Source organism: Agrobacterium sp. El2ro-1b, from assembly GCF_048298475.1.
Classification (GTDB): domain Bacteria; phylum Pseudomonadota; class Alphaproteobacteria; order Rhizobiales; family Rhizobiaceae; genus Agrobacterium; species Agrobacterium fabrum.
Genome location: NZ_CP103458.1, coordinates 268,627 through 282,178 on the forward strand (window position 1 = coordinate 268,627; position 13,552 = coordinate 282,178).

A 13,552-nucleotide genomic window follows, 5' to 3' on the forward strand; every position below is an offset into this window, starting at 1 on the left:
TCCTGCGCTGGTATTGTCCACCCAACGAAACCTTATGAAAGCCAGCAGCATAGCGTCTACGCTTGTGCGCGGCGAAATGGACAAGACAGTGATCGACCCCGGAAACGGCCCAAAGCCGTCGGAACAAGGGGCGTCGGTGGCGAACAAAGGGAAAGCGAAGCGATCCCGTCGTGGCAAGAAACACAAGCGTGACGGTAAGCCCCGTGACGCTGTTGTGCTGCCGCATGATGTTGCCGCGGATGTTCCGGCCGGTTCCTCATACGTATCGGCTCTCGAGCCGGATGCGGAGCCGCGCAAGAGAAAACGTCGCAGGCGCTCTCGCGGCAAAGGCACGTCTCAGCAGGCTGCGGCCGCTGTCAACGGAGAGGTGCAGGCTCCAGCCGCATCCGATGGCGCAAATTCACCGTCCGTGCCGCCTGTTGGCGTGCGAAAATCGCGTAACCGCAAACGCGGCCACCGTGATCCGCGCGGTCGTGACCCGCAGGGCCGTCCACTGGTTCCCAGCCACGCACCCAAACATGGCGGCAAGCAGAACGGCCGTGCCAATGGCTCTGCGCAGGAAGCGCACCGGTCGCAATCCGAAATCTCCGCCCGCCAGGCAGGCCGCCAGCATGAGCATGGCCAGGAGCCGCCGGCGGATATGTATGCGGCGCTCGATCTCGGCACCAATAATTGCCGCCTGCTGATCGCGCAGCCGACACGGCCGGGCCAGTTCCGGGTGGTCGATGCCTTTTCGCGCATCGTGCGGCTGGGCGAGGGGCTGATATCGAGCGGTCGGCTTTCCGATGATGCGATGGATCGCGCCGTGGAAGCGCTCAAGGTCTGCTCCTCGAAACTTGCCGGACGCCCGATCAGGCGCATGCGGCTGATCGCCACCGAGGCCTGCCGTGCAGCCTCCAATGGCGAGGAATTTCTGGAGCGCGTCACGCGGGAAACGGGGCTGAAGCTCGAAATCATCAGCCGCGAGACGGAAGCCCGACTTGCGGTCTCCGGCTGCGCGTCGCTTGTCGGGCGCGAGGCGCGCTCCGTCGTGCTGTTCGATATTGGCGGCGGATCGTCGGAAATCGCAGTCATCAAGGTCGGTGAAAACCGCTCGAACCGGCTCGCCAACCATATCACCCACTGGACTTCGCTGCCGGTCGGTGTCGTCACGCTGTCGGAACGCCATGGCGGCCGCGATGTGACGCCGGATGTCTTTGCGGCGATGGTGCGGGAGGTCGAAGGCCTGCTCGATGCCTTCCATTGCCCGCCGCTCGCGCCGCAATTACACCATGAGGATTTTCATCTGATCGGCACCTCGGGCACGGTCACGACCCTTGCGGGCGTGCATCTTGATCTGCCGCGCTATGATCGCCGCAAGGTAGATGGCCTCTGGCTTTCCGATGTCGAGGTGACGGCCATGCAGGACAAGCTTCTGGCCTGGGATTTCGCCGGGCGAGCCGCCAATGCCTGCATCGGGCCTGACCGGGCCGATCTGGTTCTGGCCGGTTGCGCCATTCTCGAGGCCATTCGCCGCCGCTGGCCGGCACGCCGCATGCGGGTGGCCGATCGTGGCCTGCGCGAAGGCCTCTTGACGGATATGATGGCGGATGACGGCGCATGGCGGCGCAACCGCATAAGGCGCATGCAGATGGTACGGCAGGACAGAACGGAAGGTTTGACATGAGCAAGGCGCCGACAAGCACTAATCGCACCGGCCGCAAGATCGGCCAGAAGGTCAAGAAGACCAAGCTCAAGGCCTCGTCGCGCCGCTGGCTGGAGCGTCATATCAATGACCCCTATGTGCAGCGCGCCAAGCTGGAAGGTTATCGCGCCCGCGCCGCCTTCAAGCTACTGGAAATCAACGACAAGCACCAGATTTTGAAGGGCGCGACCCGCATCATCGACCTTGGTGCCGCACCTGGAAGCTGGTCGCAGATCGCCTCCAAGGTGACGGATTCCACCGAGGATGATATCCGCGTCGCGGCCATCGATTTCCTCGAAATCGATCCGATCCCCGGCGTGAAGATCCTGCAACTCGACTTCCTCGACCCGACCGCACCTGACCAGCTGATGGAAGCCGTCGGCGGCACGCCCGATCTTGTCTTGTCGGATATGGCCGCGCCCACCACGGGCCACCAGAAGACCGACCACATCCGCACCATGCATCTGTGCGAAGTCGCAGCCGATTTTGCGGTTCAGGTGCTGGCGGAAGGCGGCCATTTCCTGGCCAAGACCTTCCAGGGCGGCACGGAAAAGGCATTGCTTGATATGCTGAAGAAGAACTTCAAGCAGGTTCTGCACATCAAGCCGGCGTCGTCACGCTCGGAATCGGTCGAAATGTTCCTGCTTGCCAAGCACTTCAAGGGCCGCAGACACGAACCGGCCATCGATGCCGACGCCGAAGAGTCGACTGAGGACTGATCACTCCGCCGGTTGCGAAACCTTGCCGCGGTGGCCGGAAACGGCCTCCCCGGCCTGCGCGTCCATGCGGATGATCGGCACGATCGCGAACAACGATACCAGCGCGACGATGGTGAAGGCGATGTGGAAATCGGCAAGTTGTAAATGTGTGCCTGACATCATGCTGCTGACTTCCAGAATGGAGGCGGCGAAAGCCACGCCCAGTGCCAGGCTGATCTGTTGCAGCACCGAGGCCATCGAGGTCGCCTGACTGGCCTGGCTGTCCTCGATATCGGAGTAGCTGAGCGCGTTCGATCCGGTGAAGAAGAACGACCGGGCAAATCCCGCCGTGACCAGAAAGATCATGATCAGCGGGTAGGGTGTTTCAGGCGTGAAAAAGCTGTTGGCAAGCGTCGTGAACGCGCCGACGATACCGGCCCCGATCAGCGTCGAGCGGAACCCCGTTGCCGCAAACACCCGCTTGGCCATGAATTTCGTGGTGATCGCTCCGATCGCACCGGCAAAGGTGATCATGCCTGACTGGAACGGGTTAAGGCCGAAACCGATCTGCAACATCAGCGGCATCAGGAAGGGGATTGCGCCTGTGGAAATGCGGAAAACGGTGCCGCCGACGGAAGCCGCCCGAAAGGTCGCATTTTGGAAAATGCGGAAATCCAGAATGGGGGCAGGGTGGTGCGCGGCGTGGCGCATGTAAAGAAAACCGCAGATAAACCCGATGACCGTCGAGGCGATGCCGATGGCGGGCGGCAGGGCCGGAAGGCTGACCACCGACACGCCGAACACCACACCGGAGGCGGCGATGCCTGATAGAACGAACCCCTTGCCGTCCATCGGCGGTGGGTTGGTGGTTTCGATTTCCGGCAGGAAGATGGTCGAGAGCCAGATGCCGATAATGCCGATGGGCACGTTGATCAGGAAAATCCAGTGCCATGAAAAATAGGTGGTGATGAAGCCGCCGATCGGCGGGCCGGTGAGCGGCCCGACAAGCCCCGGTATCGTCAGCAGCGCCATGGCGGAGACGAGTTCGCTGCGCTTGGTCGTGCGCAGCAGCACGAGACGGCCAACGGGTGTCATCATAGCACCACCCATGCCTTGCAGGAAACGCGACAGCACGAATTCGAACACCGACGACGAAACTGCGCAGCAGATCGACCCCACAACGAAAACGCCGATGGCGATACGGAAGATTTTCTTCGCGCCGTATTTGTCGGCCATCCAGCCGCTGATGGGGATGAAGATCGCCAGCGCCACCATATAGGCCGTTAGCGCCAGTTTGAGCGTGATCGGGCCGACATGGAGGTCTTTTGCAATCGCCGGGAGCGAGGTGGCGATGACGGTGGAGTCCATCTGCTCCATGAAAAGAGCGACTGCGAGGATCAGGGGAATGATGCGATTCATGGGACTGCCTGCGGCTTTCCGCTGCGACAAAGGATATCGCCGTTCCTCCTACGCCTGATAGGCGGGCTTGCCAACACGTTAATTATCAATTTCTCAACTTGCGATCAAACCTGCGTGAGGCCGGTTTTCTTGCAACTTTCTCGCTCTATTGTCCGTTGGGTGAGTTCAGTTGGCGATCATGGCCAGTTGGCGATATCGGGAGAAAGATAATGACCCAATCCTTGAGCATGAGCAGACGCGGCCTCATCGGTGCGGCTGGCGCCAGTGTCCTCGGCGCGCCGCTGTTGATGGCGCGCGGCGCGAACGCCCAGACCAACCAGCCGCAGACCTCCATGGAGATAAAACACGCCATGCCGCCGGAAACCAATCGCTTCAAGCTCGGCAATTTCGAGGTGCTGGTCGTAAAGGACGGCGCGCGCGCCGCGCCCAATCCGGGTGAAACCTTCGGCACGGACCAGTCGGCGGAGACCGTGGGCAAATTGCTGGAAGACAATTTTCTGCCGAAGGATCAGTTCGTCAATTCCTTCTCGCCGGTTCTCATCAATACCGGCTCCGATCTCGTGCTGTTTGATACCGGTTTCGGCGAGGCTGGCCGCGGTGCCGGCAATGGCCGCCTGACCGAAGGCATGGCTGCGGCCGGTTATACGCCCGAGGACGTGACCATGGTGGTGCTGACCCATATGCACGGTGACCATATTGGCGGCCTCATGGAAAAGGGTGCACCGGCTTTTTCGAAAGCGCGTTACGTGTTCGGCCAAGCGGAATATGATTTCTGGACGGATGAGAAGCGCGCAGGCACCCCTGCCGAAGGTGGGCAGAAGGGCGTTCTCGCCAATGTCAAACCGCTGGCGGAAAAGGCGACCTTCATTGGTGACGGCGCCAATGTCGTCTCCGGCATCACCGGCATCGCAGCCTTTGGCCACTCGCCCGGACATATGATCTTCCGTGTCGAATCGGAAGGCAAACAGCTGATCCTGACGGCAGATACCGCCAACCATTTCGTCCTGTCGCTGCAGAAGCCGGACTGGGAGGTGAAATTCGACATGGACAAGGCGGCGGCCGCTGCGACCCGCAAGAAGGTCTATGACATGATCGCCACCGACCGGTTGCCATTCCTCGGCTATCACATGCCTTTCCCTTCTGTCGGTTACGCGGAGAAGCTGGATACGGGTTACCGTTTCGTGCCGAAGTCCTACCAGTTCGACATCTGATCTCTGCTGCAATGCAGCAACAGCGAAAGCCCGGAAGGTCATTCCGGGTTTTTTCTATTCCCTTCCTGTCATGAACGTGTTACCAGCCCTCGCCAACTTCCAAGCAATCCTTGCAGGGCCGCCGGGGTGAACTTTTTGTTCCGGAACGGCCACGCATTTTCATTATGAAGGAATTTGGTCATGGCACGCATCATTCAAACACCCACTGGTTTGGACGCTCTCACATTTGACGATGTGTTGCTGCAACCCGGACATTCCGAAGTCATGCCGGGACAGACGAATATCGCCACCCGTATTGCCCGCGATATCGATCTGAACCTTCCGATCCTCTCTTCCGCCATGGATACGGTAACCGAAGGCCGCCTCGCCATCGCCATGGCCCAGGCCGGCGGCATCGGCGTCATCCACCGCAACCTGACCCCCATCGAGCAGGCTGAAGAAGTCCGGCAGGTGAAGAAGTTCGAAAGCGGCATGGTCGTTAATCCGGTCACCATCGGCCCGGACGCGACGCTTGCCGAAGCGCAGGCGCTGATGAAGGCGCACGGCATTTCCGGCATTCCGGTGGTCGAAAACGGCGGTGCCGGCGGCCACAAGAATGGCCGCCTCGTCGGCATTCTGACCAACCGCGACGTGCGCTTCGCTTCTGATCCGCAGCAGAAAATCTACGAACTGATGACCCGCGAAAATCTGGTCACGGTCAAGGAAAGCAGCGTCGATCAGCAGGAAGCTCGCCGGCTCTTGCACAAGCACCGCATTGAAAAGCTGCTGGTTGTAGACCCCAAGGGCAATTGCGTCGGCCTCATCACCGTCAAGGATATTGAGAAGTCGCAGCTTAACCCCAACGCCACCAAGGATGCGCAGGGCCGTCTTCGCGCCGCCGCCGCCATCAGCGTGGGTGCCGATGCCATCGAGCGCGCCGAGCGCCTCATCGATGCCGGCGTCGACCTTCTGGTCGTTGATACCGCCCATGGCCATTCGCAGCGCGTGCTCGATGCCGTCTCTCTGGTGAAGAAGATGTCGAACTCGGTTCGCATCATCGCCGGCAATGTCGCCACCGCTGACGGCACCAAGGCGCTGATCGATGCCGGCGCGGACGGCGTCAAGGTCGGTATCGGCCCCGGCTCCATCTGCACCACCCGCATCGTCGCCGGCGTCGGCGTTCCGCAGCTTGCCGCAGTCATGGCCGCAGTCGAAGCGGCCAGCCTCGCCGATATTCCTGTCATCGCCGATGGCGGCATCAAGTTCTCGGGCGATCTGGCCAAGGCCATCGCCGCCGGCGCTTCCGCCGTCATGATCGGCTCGCTTTTGGCCGGCACGGATGAAAGCCCGGGCGAAGTGTTCCTCTATCAGGGCCGTTCCTTCAAGGCCTATCGCGGCATGGGTTCCGTTGGCGCCATGGCCCGCGGTTCGGCTGACCGTTATTTCCAGGCGGAAGTGCGCGATACGCTGAAGCTCGTGCCCGAGGGTATCGAAGGTCAGGTTCCCTATAAAGGCCCGGTCTCAGGCGTCCTGCACCAGCTGGCCGGTGGCCTGAAGGCTGCCATGGGTTATGTCGGTGGCAGCAACATCAAGGAATTCCAGGAACGTGCCACCTTCGTGCGCATTTCCAGCGCGGGCCTGCGTGAAAGCCACGCCCATGACGTGACAATCACCCGCGAAAGCCCGAACTATCCCGGCGCGGTTTGATCTTTCGAGCCGAACGCTTAAAAACATAGTCCGCGTATCTGACGCTCTCCGATTCCTTGGGATCGGAGAGCGTTTTCATGATTGGAGAAAAAAGCATGTCACCGACGACCGCAATGTTCTGGCCGATGATCGCCCATGCCTTTCTCGTCTTCATTCTTTATGCGCTGCTTTTATACCGGCGCAAAAACCACACGCTCACCAGCAGAGAGGCGGTGACCCAGTACCGCGAAAGAGGCGAGGAGGGGCAGGCGAGCTACCTCGTCAACAGGAACATCGCCAATCAGTTCGAACTTCCGGTTCTCTTTCACGCCATCTGCCTGCTGCTTTACATCACCGATGCGGACAATGTGGTGACCGTCGTTCTGGCCTGGCTTTTTGTGATCTCCCGTTATGCGCATTCCTATGTGCATGTGACCAGTAACCGGCTGCGCTATCGTGCGCCGCTGTTCGGCATCGGCTTTGCGCTGCTGGTCTGCCTGTGGGGTTGGCTCGCCATATGGTTGGCGCTCGAGTAAAGCGGCACCGTCAGGTTGCTTCATAAGTGAGACAATCCAGCGTCGCAAAATGCTTCGATTTGCGATGGGTCAATTCCATGGCGCTCCATCCCCGTTAATCTCTGCCTGCCGTCGAGGATTTCAGGCGAGCAGAGATTAGGGAGTATGTCATGGCTAAAACAATGAAGGCGGCGGTCGTCCGCGCATTTGGAAAACCGCTGACCATTGAGGAAGTGGCGATACCGGATCCCGGCCCCGGTGAGATTCTCATCAACTACAAGGCGACGGGCGTTTGCCACACCGACCTGCATGCCGCAACGGGTGACTGGCCGGTCAAGCCCAACCCGCCCTTCATTCCCGGACATGAAGGTGCAGGCTACGTCGCCAAGATCGGCGCTGGCGTCACCGGCATCAAGGAAGGCGACCGCGCCGGCACGCCCTGGCTCTACACCGCCTGCGGATGCTGCATTCCCTGCCGCACCGGCTGGGAAACCCTGTGCCCGAGCCAGAAGAACTCAGGTTATTCCGTCAACGGCAGCTTTGCCGAATATGGCCTTGCCGATCCGAAATTCGTCGGCCGCCTGCCTGACAATCTCGATTTCGGCCCGGCCGCACCCGTGCTCTGCGCCGGTGTCACTGTCTATAAGGGCCTGAAGGAAACCGAAGTCAGGCCCGGTGAATGGGTGGTCATTTCCGGCATTGGTGGGCTTGGCCACATGGCCGTGCAATATGCGAAAGCCATGGGCATGCATGTCGTTGCCGCCGATATTTTCGACGACAAGCTGGCGCTTGCCAAAAAACTCGGAGCCGACGTCGTCGTTAACGGCCGCGCGCCAGACGCGGTGGAGCAGGTGCAGAAGGCGACCGGGGGCGTCCATGGCGCACTGGTGACGGCGGTTTCGCCGAAGGCCATGGAGCAGGCCTATGGCTTCCTGCGCTCCAAGGGTACGATGGCGCTTGTCGGCCTGCCGCCGGGCTTCATCTCCATTCCGGTGTTCGACACGGTGCTGAAGCGCATCACGGTGCGTGGCTCCATCGTCGGCACGCGGCAGGATCTGGAGGAGGCGTTGACCTTCGCCGGTGAAGGTAAGGTGGCCGCCCATTTCTCGTGGGACAAGCTCGAAAACATCAACGATATCTTCCGTCGTATGGAAGAGGGCAAGATCGACGGCCGTATTGTCGTGGATCTTGCCGCCTGACGTCAAAACCGGTTGCGGCGCTCACGCAAATGTGTGGCGCCGCTTCCTCCCGCCTTGTTCCCAGCGGGGCGATCTGCGTTATCCTGCCCGTCGCATCCGCGTTCAAGGAGGACAGGCGATGGACAAGCCGAAGATTACGCAGGCCATGATCGACGCTTACGATGAATATACCCATCTCAGCCTCGACCGCCGCAAGTTCATGGAAAAGCTCAGCCTGCTTGCCGGCTCCGGTGCGGCCGCGGCGGCAATCGCACCGCTGCTTTCAGCCAACAGCGCCCGCGCGGCCATCGTCGCACCTGACGATGCGGGCATTGTTGCGGAAGACGTGACCTATCCAGCGCCAGGCGGCGAGATGAAGGGCTATCTCGTGACGCCGAAATCGGTGTCCGGCCCCATTGGTTCCGTCATCGTCATCCATGAAAACCGAGGTCTGAACGACCATATCCGCGATGTGGCAAGACGCGTGGCCCTTGCCGGTTTCCGGGCGCTGGCGGTCGATTTCCTCTCGCCGCAGGGCGGCACGCCTGCGGATGAGGACAAGGCACGGGAAATGTTCAGCGGTCTCGACATGGAGGCAACCGTCGCCAATGCCGAAGCGGGCCGGGTGTGGCTCGCGGCAAGGCAGGGGGCGAATGGCAAGGTCGGTGCCGTCGGTTTCTGCTGGGGCGGCGGGCTGGTCAATCGTTTCGCCACCAAATCGGCTGGCCTCAATGCCGGCGTCGCCTATTACGGCCAGCAACCGCCGGCGGCTGACATTCCGGCCATCAAGGCGCCATTGCTTTTGCACTACGCAGGTCTCGACGAGCGCATCAATGCCGGTATCGACGCCTATAAGAAGGCGCTGGAGGAAAACGGCAAGACCTTCGAAATCTTCGTTTATGACGGCGTCAACCATGCTTTCAATAACGATACGTCCTCGGCGCGCTACGACAAGGCCGCGTCCGATCTTGCCTGGGGCCGGACGACGGATTTCTTCAAAAAATATCTGGCGTAAATCTTCAGGTTCAGCCTCCCATGGTACAGCTTTTCCTGAGATGTAAAGGCTTCACCATGGGCCCAAGATGGCATTGAGGTTTGCGCCAGCCTTCGGGCGAAGCAAACCAAAGCCTGCCTCAGACGCGCAATTCCTGAAACTGAACGACCACATGCAAACCGGGATTGTTGTCCGCAAGCGTCACGGTGGCACCGTGTAATTCCGCTATGGCTTTGACAAGGCTCAGGCCGAGCCCGGATCCCGCCGTGGTTCTACTTTTCTCAACGCGATAGAACCGGTCGAATACCTGCGCCCGGTCTTCATCTGATATGCCCGGCCCATTATCGGCGACCTCCAGCAGGACCCGTCCGTCTTCGCGCGACACGCCGAGCGAAATGCTTGACCCGGCGGGGGTGTGCCGCATGGCGTTGGACAACAGGTTCGCCAGCAATTGGCGAATGAGATCAGGATCGCCGTTGATCCGGCAGCCGCTCGCGGCACCGCGCATCGACAACTCATAGCCTTCCTCTGCCGCAATAACCTCATAGGTGTCGTAGATGTCGCCGACGACGTCGCAAAGATCGAAGGTGGTGAAGCGGGCGGTCCTGCTCCGCGCTTCGATCTGGGCGATCCGCAGAAGCGCATCGAACGTATTTGCGATGGATTGCAGTTCTTCAAGAGCGGTTTCGACTCCGATCCTCATTTCGTCAACCGTGTGAGCATTGAGCGCGTCTTCCAGTACGAGGAATGTGCGGCCGATTGGGGTCTTGAGGTCATGCGCGACGTCGATCGTCACCTGCTTCAATGCCGCGACGCTGGATTGCAATCTTGCCAGTGCCACATTGATCTCGGCTGACAATATGTCGATTTCATCCATACGCGATGACACCGGAAGCCGTCGTGAAAGCTCGCCATGTCCGATAGCGTGGGCGATTTGCGCCAGCGACGAGATGCGGTTGCGCGTTCTATATGCCAATATGGCGGCTCCTGCCATGCCTATGAAAAGAACGATCGCGGTCGCACATCCGAAACTGATGAGAACGATGCGGGCCAGTTCATCCGTGTCCCCGGAATTGATGCCCACCACGAGAGTGTTCGGCCCCAGAGGACCGCTGAAAAGCTTGTAGTGGGAAGCACTGCCGTGATGGTCGTCAGGTTCAAGGATCGAATAACCGGATGGGACGTTTGAAAATCGATTGCTGCCCGCAAGCAGTTGTCCGGTGGGGTGGCGTAAGGCGTAGATGGTCTCCTGCCCCCTGATGGCGAGGCCGTGATTGTCGATCATGTCCACGGCGCCCTGAAGGCCGCGTGCGTCGAAGGCCGATGAGATCTCGCGGTAACGCTCCTGGACATTGGCGTTCAGGCGTTCATCAAGGAAGCGCACGACCATCTGATAGGCCGTGATGTTCGCGCCAAGCGATGCCGTGACAAACAGGGCGATGTAGATGATCGCCAGTCTGACGGCAGTGCTCTTCAGAAAGCTAGCGTCGGGCATGAAGGGTATAGCCCGTGTTTTTGACGGTATGCAGAAGTGGCTGATCAAACGGTTTGTCGATTTTCGCCCTCAGCCGGCTGATGTGCGTTTCCACGACGGAGCTCTGCGGATCGAAATTGAAGTTCCAGATTTTCTCGAGAAACATCGTTTTCGTCAGGATTCGACCTTCGTTACGCATAAGCAGTTCCAGAAGCGAGAACTCGCGTGGCAGCAGGTCAATCCGCTGTCCTCCGCGCGATGTTGTTCTGGTGACAAGGTTCATTTCGAGGTCGCCGACACGCAGGCGCGTCTTCTCCGTGCTGATGGGCGGTCGACGGACGAGAGCATTGATTCTCGCCGTCAGCTCCGAAAAAGCGAAGGGCTTTACCAGATAGTCGTCACCGCCGGCTTCCAGCCCTTCGACACGGTCATCCACCCCGCTCATCGCTGTCAGAAAAAGGATGGGTATGCGTATCGAGGCCGCGCGCAGGCTCTTGACCAGATTAAGGCCGTCGAGGCCCGGGATCATGCGGTCCACGACGGCAACGTCGTATCCTCCGTCGAGGCCGGCAGCCAGCGCCTCACGCCCGTCCTTTACCCAGTCAACTATGTGGCCGGCGGAGGCCAGTCCCTTTGTAATATAGTTCCCGGTTGTATTGTCGTCTTCTACAAGAAGTATCTTCATGGTCAATAACGTTGCTTAAATACGGTAATTAAAGAAACCGCACCGCTTCTGCTCACGCCGCAAATCGGGCTTTCTTGCGGCAGTTAAGGCATTGGCGGGTTTACAAATTTGTATAGTCGGCGACAGGCGGCTGAAAAACCGGCGTTTTACTTTCACCGTGCTGCAAGTCGCAGTGTTACCTGTTACGAGGATCAAGACAATGATCAAAAATATCGCCATCGCCGCCTTCGCCCTGGTCGCCGCAACCTCGGTCGCTTCTGCAAACGGCCTTCTCAGCGACTCTGCTCCGCCCATCGCCAAAATCACCGAAAACCACGGCAAGCCGGGCGATACCGCGGTCTCCGTCTCCAACCCGGAGGTGACCTACCGTGTGCTGAAAAATGGTATGGTCGAACGCACGAACAGCCGTTTCGACACGACAACCTACATCGACCCGACCGCCGTGCTTCGCGATAGAAATCGCCGTTAACCGCCGTGACGATGTCAAGCTCGGCGGTCAGCGACCGCCGAGCTTATGAGTGCGCAGAAGAGTGGGTCATCCCATGCGGCAAGGCGACTATTCAGCTTTTGCCGCGCTTCAGATGCTCATCGAGCCGCGGCATGATTTCCACGAAGTTGCAGGGCAGGTGGCGATAGTCGAGCTGGGCCTTGAGGATACCATCCCAGGCATCCTTGCAGGCGCCGGGAGAGCCGGGCAGCACGAAGATGAAGGTGGCATTGGCCACTCCGCCGGTCGCGCGTGACTGGATGGTGGCGGTGCCGATCTTGTCATAGGAAATGCGATGGAAAAGCGCGGAAAACCCGTCCATGCGCTTTTCGAACAGCGGCTCCAGCGCCTCGGGTGTCACGTCGCGGCCGGTAAAGCCGGTGCCGCCTGTGGTGATGACAACATCCACGCCTTCAGACAGCGTCCATTCGCGCACCGTCTCTGCGATCGCCGCCTTGTCGTCCGGCACGATGGCGCGGGCGGCGAGCCTGTGGCCTGCTTCTTCCAGCCTTGCGACGAGCGTGTCGCCGGACTTGTCGTTCTCCAGCGTGCGGCTGTCCGAAACGGTCAGAACCGCAATGCCGAGGGGAATGAAGGGTCTATCGCCTGCCATGGCCTTATCCTCGAAATATCCGGCCCTCAAATGGTCCGCGTTGCGTGAAAATACCAGCCGGGACGTTTTTTCCGAAGCGATGTTTCCGCGTTTTTGGCGGCATCGAAGGAATGAAAAATCCCGAAACAGGTGGCCCCGGAACCGGACATGCGGACAAGTGTGGCCCCTTCCTCAGACAGCAACCCGGTTATCTCCCCGATTTCAGGCAGCAGCGCCTGAGCCGGCGGCTGCAGATCATTGCGGCTTTGGGCGAGAAAATCCATCCAGCCAGTTGTCGCCCAGCCAATCATCGCAGGTGTGGGCAGGTGCGGATTGGCCTTGTTCTGCAATCGCCGGAAAATCTCCGGTGTCGAGACGGCCTTCATGGGATTGGCCAGAACCATGGAGAGTTCCGGCAGGTCGGTGAGGGCTTCGATGTCCTCGCCGATACCGCGCGCAATCAGCGGCCGGCTTGCAAGGCACATCGGGACATCCGCACCGAGTTTTAATGCGAGAGAGGCGAGCTTTTCCGGTGCGATCTCGGCATCCCAGTGCCGCAAAAGCCCCCGCAGCGTTGCCGCGGCATCCGCCGAACCGCCACCAATACCCGAAGCAACCGGCAGGTTTTTTTCAAGGTGAACATCGACCGGACGGGTGGGCTGGCCTGTGGATGCAAGAGCGTCGCGCAACATGTCCCGGGCGCGGGTGACGAGGTTATCACCGCCATCGCCGGCGCTTAGAAGATCGCCGAAGAGGCCGGAAATGGAGAAACTGTCGGTGGCGGCGTCGCGAATGCGGATCACGTCGCCGGCTGCGGTGAATGTCACCAGCGTTTCAAGCAGATGGTAGCCATCCGCCCGCTGACCGGTTACATGCAGCGCCAGATTGATCTTGGCCGGGGCCGCCTCGATTGTTTCGGTGGCCCCGGAAACCTCATGCAGGCGCATGTG

13 protein-coding genes are annotated in these 13,552 nt (G+C 60.2%); 8 read left to right on the plus strand and 5 right to left on the minus strand.

Annotated features, from left to right (window positions below; genetic code table 11):
• Positions 1-34: 34 nt before the first annotated feature.
• Both NYR50_RS01300 and NYR50_RS01305 read left to right on the plus strand, forming a co-directional pair.
• Positions 35-1,666: a Ppx/GppA phosphatase family protein gene (locus NYR50_RS01300; RefSeq protein ID WP_418136522.1), complete on the plus strand. Its 1,632-nt coding sequence runs from the start codon at positions 35-37 to the stop codon at positions 1,664-1,666.
• Positions 1,663-2,403: an RlmE family RNA methyltransferase gene (locus NYR50_RS01305; protein WP_010971017.1), complete on the plus strand. Its 741-nt coding sequence runs from the start codon at positions 1,663-1,665 to the stop codon at positions 2,401-2,403. The genes NYR50_RS01300 and NYR50_RS01305 overlap by 4 nt, the downstream gene beginning before the upstream one ends.
• Here the strand turns inward: NYR50_RS01305 and NYR50_RS01310 are convergent, their stop codons facing one another.
• Positions 2,404-3,801 (minus strand): MDR family MFS transporter, encoded by a 1,398-nt coding sequence (locus tag NYR50_RS01310; RefSeq protein ID WP_418136523.1) that lies wholly within the window; start codon positions 3,799-3,801, stop codon positions 2,404-2,406. It abuts the gene before it with no gap.
• 209 nt (positions 3,802-4,010) lie between these two features.
• On the opposite strand from NYR50_RS01310, the gene NYR50_RS01315 reads away from it, so the two are divergent.
• The 5 genes from NYR50_RS01315 (at position 4,011) to NYR50_RS01335 (ending at position 9,385) form a co-directional block, all read left to right on the plus strand.
• Positions 4,011-5,012 (plus strand): MBL fold metallo-hydrolase, encoded by a 1,002-nt coding sequence (locus tag NYR50_RS01315; protein ID WP_418136524.1) that lies wholly within the window; start codon positions 4,011-4,013, stop codon positions 5,010-5,012.
• Positions 5,013-5,192: 180 nt separating this feature from the next.
• Positions 5,193-6,698, plus strand: a complete 1,506-nt coding sequence (gene guaB, locus NYR50_RS01320; RefSeq protein WP_174007416.1) for an IMP dehydrogenase — start codon at positions 5,193-5,195, stop codon at positions 6,696-6,698.
• Between the two features lie 113 nt (positions 6,699-6,811).
• Positions 6,812-7,213: an MAPEG family protein gene (locus tag NYR50_RS01325; protein WP_418137321.1), complete on the plus strand. Its 402-nt coding sequence runs from the start codon at positions 6,812-6,814 to the stop codon at positions 7,211-7,213.
• A 149-nt stretch (positions 7,214-7,362) separates the two neighbouring features.
• Positions 7,363-8,391 carry an alcohol dehydrogenase AdhP gene (gene adhP / locus NYR50_RS01330; protein WP_174007418.1) on the plus strand — a complete coding sequence of 343 codons (1,029 nt, stop codon included), beginning with the start codon at positions 7,363-7,365 and terminating at the stop codon, positions 8,389-8,391.
• Positions 8,392-8,509: 118 nt separating this feature from the next.
• Positions 8,510-9,385, plus strand: coding sequence for a dienelactone hydrolase family protein (locus NYR50_RS01335; RefSeq protein ID WP_418136525.1), 876 nt, complete (start codon positions 8,510-8,512; stop codon positions 9,383-9,385).
• Between the two features lie 118 nt (positions 9,386-9,503).
• On the opposite strand, the gene NYR50_RS01340 is transcribed toward NYR50_RS01335, so the two are convergent.
• Positions 9,504-10,859 (minus strand): ATP-binding protein, encoded by a 1,356-nt coding sequence (locus NYR50_RS01340; RefSeq protein WP_418136526.1) that lies wholly within the window; start codon positions 10,857-10,859, stop codon positions 9,504-9,506.
• A complete protein-coding gene (locus NYR50_RS01345) occupies positions 10,846-11,523 on the minus strand; it encodes a winged helix-turn-helix domain-containing protein (RefSeq protein ID WP_418136527.1) in 678 nt (225 codons plus the stop codon). Before NYR50_RS01345 ends, NYR50_RS01340 begins: the two co-directional genes overlap by 14 nt.
• A 199-nt stretch (positions 11,524-11,722) precedes the next feature.
• On the opposite strand from NYR50_RS01345, the gene NYR50_RS01350 reads away from it, so the two are divergent.
• Positions 11,723-11,992 (plus strand): hypothetical protein, encoded by a 270-nt coding sequence (locus tag NYR50_RS01350; RefSeq protein ID WP_418136528.1) that lies wholly within the window; start codon positions 11,723-11,725, stop codon positions 11,990-11,992.
• Between the two features lie 91 nt (positions 11,993-12,083).
• Here NYR50_RS01350 and moaB read toward each other — a convergent pair whose 3' ends face one another.
• Positions 12,084-12,623, minus strand: coding sequence for a molybdenum cofactor biosynthesis protein B (gene moaB / locus NYR50_RS01355; RefSeq protein ID WP_035256719.1), 540 nt, complete (start codon positions 12,621-12,623; stop codon positions 12,084-12,086).
• A 26-nt stretch (positions 12,624-12,649) separates the two neighbouring features.
• Positions 12,650-13,549 (minus strand): 4-(cytidine 5'-diphospho)-2-C-methyl-D-erythritol kinase, encoded by a 900-nt coding sequence (locus NYR50_RS01360; protein ID WP_418136529.1) that lies wholly within the window; start codon positions 13,547-13,549, stop codon positions 12,650-12,652.
• Positions 13,550-13,552 lie beyond the last annotated feature (3 nt).

Coding starts and splice junctions, on each gene's coding strand:
- NYR50_RS01350 (WP_418136528.1), top strand. CDS start 11,723: ATGATCAAAAATATCGCCATCGCCGCCTTCGCCCTGGTCGCCGCAACC.
- adhP (WP_174007418.1), top strand. CDS start 7,363: ATGGCTAAAACAATGAAGGCGGCGGTCGTCCGCGCATTTGGAAAACCG.
- NYR50_RS01300 (WP_418136522.1), top strand. CDS start 35: ATGAAAGCCAGCAGCATAGCGTCTACGCTTGTGCGCGGCGAAATGGAC.
- NYR50_RS01335 (WP_418136525.1), top strand. CDS start 8,510: ATGGACAAGCCGAAGATTACGCAGGCCATGATCGACGCTTACGATGAA.
- NYR50_RS01315 (WP_418136524.1), top strand. CDS start 4,011: ATGACCCAATCCTTGAGCATGAGCAGACGCGGCCTCATCGGTGCGGCT.
- NYR50_RS01305 (WP_010971017.1), top strand. CDS start 1,663: ATGAGCAAGGCGCCGACAAGCACTAATCGCACCGGCCGCAAGATCGGC.
- moaB (WP_035256719.1), bottom strand. CDS start 12,623: ATGGCAGGCGATAGACCCTTCATTCCCCTCGGCATTGCGGTTCTGACC.
- NYR50_RS01360 (WP_418136529.1), bottom strand. CDS start 13,549: ATGCGCCTGCATGAGGTTTCCGGGGCCACCGAAACAATCGAGGCGGCC.
- guaB (WP_174007416.1), top strand. CDS start 5,193: ATGGCACGCATCATTCAAACACCCACTGGTTTGGACGCTCTCACATTT.
- NYR50_RS01345 (WP_418136527.1), bottom strand. CDS start 11,523: ATGAAGATACTTCTTGTAGAAGACGACAATACAACCGGGAACTATATT.
- NYR50_RS01325 (WP_418137321.1), top strand. CDS start 6,812: ATGTTCTGGCCGATGATCGCCCATGCCTTTCTCGTCTTCATTCTTTAT.
- NYR50_RS01310 (WP_418136523.1), bottom strand. CDS start 3,801: ATGAATCGCATCATTCCCCTGATCCTCGCAGTCGCTCTTTTCATGGAG.
- NYR50_RS01340 (WP_418136526.1), bottom strand. CDS start 10,859: ATGCCCGACGCTAGCTTTCTGAAGAGCACTGCCGTCAGACTGGCGATC.